At 74.6% G+C, this 5957-nt stretch carries 7 protein-coding genes; 4 read left to right on the forward strand and 3 right to left on the reverse strand.

Translation table 11 applies throughout. The features are described from left to right. The 3 genes from NH602_RS27170 to NH602_RS27180 all read left to right on the forward strand — a co-directional run. A partial coding sequence (locus tag NH602_RS27170; RefSeq protein WP_253069271.1) for a helix-turn-helix transcriptional regulator occupies window positions 1–294 on the forward strand: 294 nt, incomplete at its 5' end. Window positions 295–477: 183 nt separating this feature from the next. Continuing rightward, window positions 478–2178 (forward strand): class I adenylate-forming enzyme family protein, encoded by a 1701-nt coding sequence (locus NH602_RS27175; RefSeq protein ID WP_253069272.1) that lies wholly within the window; start codon window positions 478–480, stop codon window positions 2176–2178. 210 nt (window positions 2179–2388) lie between these two features. Then, window positions 2389–2910, forward strand: a complete 522-nt coding sequence (locus NH602_RS27180; RefSeq protein WP_139282879.1) for a hypothetical protein — start codon at window positions 2389–2391, stop codon at window positions 2908–2910. Window positions 2911–2916: 6 nt separating this feature from the next. Here NH602_RS27180 and NH602_RS27185 read toward each other — a convergent pair whose 3' ends face one another. Next, a complete protein-coding gene (locus tag NH602_RS27185) occupies window positions 2917–3147 on the reverse strand; it encodes a hypothetical protein (RefSeq protein WP_224401401.1) in 231 nt (76 codons plus the stop codon). A 211-nt stretch (window positions 3148–3358) separates the two neighbouring features. Between NH602_RS27185 and tenA the strand changes: the two genes are divergently transcribed. Continuing rightward, window positions 3359–4027, forward strand: a complete 669-nt coding sequence (gene tenA / locus NH602_RS27190) for a thiaminase II (protein WP_100878750.1) — start codon at window positions 3359–3361, stop codon at window positions 4025–4027. A gap of 15 nt (window positions 4028–4042) precedes the next feature. Here the strand turns inward: tenA and NH602_RS27195 are convergent, their stop codons facing one another. Together NH602_RS27195 and NH602_RS27200 are read right to left on the reverse strand one after the other, a co-directional pair. Further along, on the reverse strand, window positions 4043–4447 hold the full coding sequence (locus NH602_RS27195) for a phage holin family protein (protein WP_073576508.1): 405 nt from the start codon (window positions 4445–4447) through the stop codon (window positions 4043–4045). Continuing rightward, entirely contained in the window at window positions 4444–5694 is a 1251-nt protein-coding gene (locus NH602_RS27200; RefSeq protein WP_253069273.1) for a serine hydrolase, read from the reverse strand. Before NH602_RS27200 ends, NH602_RS27195 begins: the two co-directional genes overlap by 4 nt. Between the last annotated feature and the right edge of the window lie 263 nt (window positions 5695–5957).

Consider the following 5957-nt stretch of genomic DNA (forward strand, 5'->3'; position numbering starts at 1 on the left):
ACCGACGTGTCCGCCGAGGCCGTCGCCGCGCTGCGGCTGCGGGCCGGCGACGGCGGTCCCCGGCCCGCACCGCCGTCGGGCGCCGATGGTTCCCCGCTCACCCCGCGCGAGCACGCGGTGCTGGAGCTGGTCGCGCACGGGCTGACCAACCGGGCCGTCGGCGAGCGGCTGTTCATCTCCGAGAAGACCGTGAGCGTGCACCTGTCCCGGGCGATGGCGAAGCTCGGCGCCTCCGGCCGTGCCGAGGCGGTCGCCCTCGCGCACTCCCGGGGTCTGCTCACCCCCCGCGACTGAGGACCGGGGCACGCCGGTCTGTCCCCTCCGGACCGGACCGGGCCCGTGCGGGCCGTGACGTGTGCCACCCGCCGTGCCTAGGGTCGGTCGTGCCGCACGTCACCGGCAGACCGATGGAGGTCGCATGGTCGTCCACGGGCTCGTCCCGTCGTCCCGGACCGGCAGCGGGGCGGGGGTGACCGCATGATCGCCCGTTCGCCCGCCCCGGACCTGGACGTGCCCGCCCTGCCCGCCTCCGCGACGCTCCGCGGCGCGGCCGACCGGTTCGGCGACGCGACGGTCCTGCACCAGGCCGGGCACGAGGTCACCTTCCACGGGCTGCTGGCCCGCGCCTCGGCGTTCGCGCACGCGCTGCACGCCGACGGGGTCGGCCGCGGCGACGTCGTCGCACTGCACCTGCCGAACTGCCCGCAGTACGCGATCGGTTACTGGGGGACGCTGCTGGCCGGGGCGACCGTCACCCCGGCGAACCCGCTGCTCGCCCCGGACGACCTGGGCGCGCAGCTCGCGGACGCGGGGGCGGCCGTCGTCGTCAGCTGGGAGGCGGCGCTGCCCGCGGTGCTCGCCGCGCGGCCGGCGACGTCGCTGAAGCGCGTGCTCGTCACCGGCGCCCACGGCGACCCGGAGCAGCTGCCCCCGGAGGTGACCGGGCTCCGGGCGCACCTCGACGGCAGGTCGGCCACCCCGCCGGGCACCGACCTGGAGGTGGACCCGGACCGCGACCTCGCCCACCTGGCCTACACCGGCGGCACCACCGGCCGGTCCAAGGGCGTGCGGGTCACCCACCGGCACGTGCTCACCAACGCGCTGCAGGCCGCCTGCTGGGGCACCGGCGCCCGGCCGGACGTGACCGCCACCGCGCACGGGCCCGGCGTCGTCCTGGCCGATCCCGGTCCGGCGACGGAGTTCCCGACCCCGATCGGCACCGGGCGGGCGATCGGGATCGCCCCCTGGTTCCACGCCATGGGCACGATCGGCGGGCTCAACGTCCCGCTGCTCACCGGGACGACGACGATCGTGCACGCCCGCTTCGACCCGCGCGCCTATCTGGCCGACGCCACCCGGTTCGCCGTGACCTCGCTGTCCGGCGCGCCACCGGTGTACGCGGCGCTGCTCGCCCACCGCGAGGCCGCCGGGGACCTGTCCTCGGTGCGGTCGCTGACCTCGGGCGCGGCACCGCTGCCGGTCGAGATCATCCGGGCGCTGCGCGACTGGTTCGGCGAGGACCTGGTCATCTCCGAGGGCTACGGCCTGACCGAGGTCACGATGGCCGCCACCCTCGGCCCCGCCGCCCGGTCCGCGGACCGGCGCCCGGGCACCGTCGGGTTGCCGATCGCGGGCACCGAGATCCGCATCTCCGGACCGGACGGCGAGGAGCTCGACGCCGGCGCCGAGGGCGAGGTGTGGATCCGCGGGCCGCAGGTCACCGGCGGCTACCACCGGCGCCCGGCCGAGACCGCGGCCGCCTTCGACGGCGACGGGTGGCTGCACACCGGCGATGTCGGCGTCCTCGACGGCGACGGCTACCTGCGCATCGTGGACCGGCTCAAGGACATGCTGCTCCACAAGGGCTACAACGTGTACCCGCGCGACCTGGAGGAGCGGCTGCTGGCGCTGCCGGGCGTGACCGGTGCGGCCGTCGTCGGGCGCCCGGTGGGGGTCGACGGCGAGCACCCGGTCGCGTTCCTGACCACCGCGACCGGCGCCGACGGGGCCGCGGTCCGCGCCGCCGTCGACGGCCTGAACGAGCGCCTGCTGCCCTACCAGCGGCTGCGGGAGGTGCACCTGGTCGGGGCGATCCCGGTCTCGGCGGCGGGGAAGGTACTCAAGCGGGACCTCCGCGAGCAGCTGCCGACCCTGTCCCCGGACGTGGCGAAGGAGTGACGAACAGTCACTCCTCGTGAGGAAGAGAGGCCTGCACGGGTGGGCAGGTACGTCCGATGGGTGGAGTAGTCACTCCGACGGTTGGCGTAGGGGATGACCGGATAACAGGCTGGTCGTACGACACGACAGACGGGTGGAAGCAGGAGCCGGCGGCGCGCACCGGATCCCGAAGAACCCCGTATCGACTCCCCCGAGATCGTGGTGATCGTCATGTCCGCGCCCGCCGTCCACATCCCCAGCCCGCGCCGCCCCCTGGGGGCCGTCCCCCTCTCCCCGTCGGTCCCCGCACCGCGGGCCGGTGGGACCGGTCGTGCGGACCGGGTCGAGGGGCGGCACCGCCGTCGCGAGGACCACGTCGACCTGCCGGCGCCCCGCCGGGAGCGTCCGCGGTCGACCTCGCCGCTGACGCCGGGCATCCCCGCACCGCGACCGGCGTCGCCGGGGTCGTCGGCGTCGCGGCCGGGTGCGGCGCCGCAGCACTCCACCGCCGGGGCGCGAGGACACACCACCGAGACCCCGGCTACCGGCACGGCTCCCCGCGGGGTCCGGACCGGCGCCGTACGCACCGGCGGGCCGTCGGCCGTCGCACGCACCCTGGACGTCCTGGGCCGGGTCGGAAGCATCACCACGATCGCGGCGATGCTGGTCCTGTCCGCCGCACTGGCCGGGCTCGCCGACGGCACCCCGCCGAGCGGTGCGGCCGCCGAGGTGGCCGTGGCGACCCTGCGCTGAGCGGGGTCAGGCCGCGTCGGAGCGCGCCGCCCGGTCCGGCGGCACCGCCTTCATGACGTGGTCGACCAGGTCCAGGACCATGCGGTTCCCGCCGAGGCGGTACCCGAAGTCCTCCCAGCCGAGCAGCTCGCGCGAGATCAGCTCGCCGACCGGCCCGGGGTAGATCCGGGTCGCACGGAACGCGGCCGCGCGGATCCGCATCTTCTCGTGGTGATCCATGGGTTGCGGGTCGCTCATACCCTCACCTCCACGTCAGGGGGACTGGACGTGGCGCGTCCTCCACACTGAGCGGCTCGCCTGCGTTCCATGGTGACACCCCCACGCCGCAGTACAGGGCGACGTGCGCAGGATCTCAGGCACCGTGTCACCGGGGTGTTCCCCGCCGGTCACGCCGGCGTTGCGGGGTCGATCACACGACCGGCCGGGCCCCGGTGGATACCGTGGCCGCATGGCCGACCGCACCCGGGACCTGCTCTGGTCCGACGTCGACACCCTGTACGGGGCGATCCTCGCCCACCCGTTCGTCACCGGGCTGACCGACGGCTCGCTTCCGCACGAGACGTTCCGGCACTACATCGTCCAGGACGCGCACTACCTGCGCGGCTACGCCACGGCGCTCGCCGTGTGCGCGGCGAAGGCCCCGACCGACGACGACACCCTCATGTTCGCCGAGCACACCGCCGGCGCGATCGCCGCCGAGCGGGAGCTGCACGCCGACCTGCTGGGCGCGCTCGGCCTCACCTCGGAGCAGGCCCGCGAGCTGCCGGTCGCCCCGGCCACCCGCGCCTACGTCAGCTACCTGCTGGCGGCCGCCTACGGCGGGTCCTACGCCGAGGGCGTCGCCGCGGTGCTGCCCTGCTACTGGATCTACGGCCGGGTCGGCGAGCACCTGGTCGGCGCCGGCTCCCCCGACCCGGTCTACCAGCGCTGGATCGACATGTACGCGGGCGAGGAGTACCACGCCGTCGTCGAGGCCGTGCTGGACGCGACCGACCGGGTCGGCGCCGCCGCGTCGACGGGGGAGTTCGCCCGCATGCGCGAGCACTTCACGACGACCTCGCGCTACGAGTGGATGTTCTGGGACGGCGCGTACCGCCGGGAGACCTGGCCGGTCTGAGCCCGGCCGGTCGCCTCAGCGGTTGTCGAGCCGGTCCGGGATCACCAGGTGCAGGAAGAACGACACGATCCCGACGACGATCGCGCCCCAGAACGCCGCCCAGAACCCGTCGACGGTGAACGGCAGGTTCAGCACCGACGACAGCCAGCCCGTCAGCAGGAACATGAGCGCGTTCACCACGAGCGCGAACAGACCCAGCGTGAGGATGTAGAGCGGGCAGCCCAGCGTCGCCACGATCGGCTTGACCACGGCGTTGACCAGGCCGAACACCAAGGCCACGCCGATCAACGTGAGGATCGAGGTGGAGGTGCCGGCGCTGTCCAGCCGGATGCCGCCGACCAGCACCGTCGCCACCCACAACGAGGCGGCGACGACGAGCGTGCGGATGGTGAAGGTGAGCACAGGGCTCGGTGGGGTCATCGGTCGGTCACCGCCTGCTGGACCAGCGTCTGGAGCTGGGATCGGATCGGATAGGTGCTGGAGGGGACGAGCTGGGTCATGAAGACGACCACCAGGTCGTCGACGGGGTCCACCCAGAACGCGGTGGAGGCCAGCCCGCCCCAGGCGAAGGTGCCCTCGTTGGCGAAGCCCTTCGTCGCCGCCCCGTCGACGACGACGGAGAAGCCGAGCCCGAAACCGACACCGGCGAACGCCGACTCGGAGAAGATGGGCCGCCCGACGGTGTCGAGGTCGGCGCCGCCGGGCAGGTGGTTGCGGGTGGCCCGGGCCAGGGTGCGCGGGCCGAGGATGCGAGCGCCGTCGAGCTCGCCGCCGCGGGCGAGCATCCGGGCGAACCGCAGGTAGTCGCCGGTGGTGGACAACAGTCCGCCGCCGCCGGAGAGGAAGGTGGGCTCGCGGGTCGCGGACCGGGCGAGCACCTTGTTCTCGACCAGACCGCCGCCGGGGCGGGCGTTGTAGAGCGTCGCGAGCCTGCCGGCCTGCGCGGACCCCTCCGGCACCCAGAACGCGGTGTCGGTCATCCCGAGCGGGCCGGTGATCTCCTCGCGGAGGAACTCGTCGAGCCGGCGCCCGGACGCGACCTCGACGACCCGGCCGAGCACGTCGGTGGCCACCGAGTAGTTCCACTCGCGGCCCGGCTGGAACAGCAGCGGGAACGACGCGAAGTGCTCGCTCGCGGCCGCGAGGTCCATCCCGGACGGGGCGCCGAACTCGAAGCCCTTGGAGCGGTACATCTCGTCGACGGGGTGGGCGTGGTGGAAGCCGTAGGTCAGGCCCGCGGTGTGGGTCAGCAGATGGTGCACCCGCATCGGCTCGACGGCCGCGTCGGTCCCCGGATTGAGCGCCGAGCCGCCGCGGTAGACGCGCTGCTCGGCGAACGCCGGGATATAGCGCGACACCGGGTCGGTGAGCTCCAGGGCGCCTCGCTCGGCGAGCATCAGGACCGCGACCGAGGTGATCGGCTTGGTCATCGAGTAGATGCGCCAGAGCGTGTCGTCGGTCACCGGAGCGGCGGAGTCGAGGTCGCGGACGCCGAGGTGGGTCAGGTGCGCGAGCCGGTCGTGCCGGGCGACGGCGATCGTCGCGCCGGCGAGGCCGCCGTCGTCGACGTAGCGGCGGAAGTGGCTGTCGATCCGGGCCAGCCGGGCGGGGTCGAGGCCGACCTCCGCCGGGTCCGCCTCGAGCGTGCCGAAGGTCGGGGAGGTCACGATCACGACCCTACCCGCGGGCCGCGTCCACAGTTCTGACGATCCTGCGGCCCGGCGCGTCACCCGGCGGACGCCCGCTCGTACTACCGGGAGTGCCCTGCGGGGCACGCGGACACCGGCGGGGGCCGGTGCCCGCCCACGCGTCGTGGCCGGTCCGAACGGGGAGCCCGGGCGGGCCACGGCGCGGCCGGGCCGGAGCGACGCGGACCCGGGCGGCTCAGACCGGCACGATCTCGTAGCGGGCCAGGCGCTCGCCGCGCAGC

It is taken from the genome of Pseudonocardia sp. McavD-2-B (assembly GCF_024124365.1).
GTDB lineage: Bacteria > Actinomycetota > Actinomycetes > Mycobacteriales > Pseudonocardiaceae > Pseudonocardia > Pseudonocardia alni.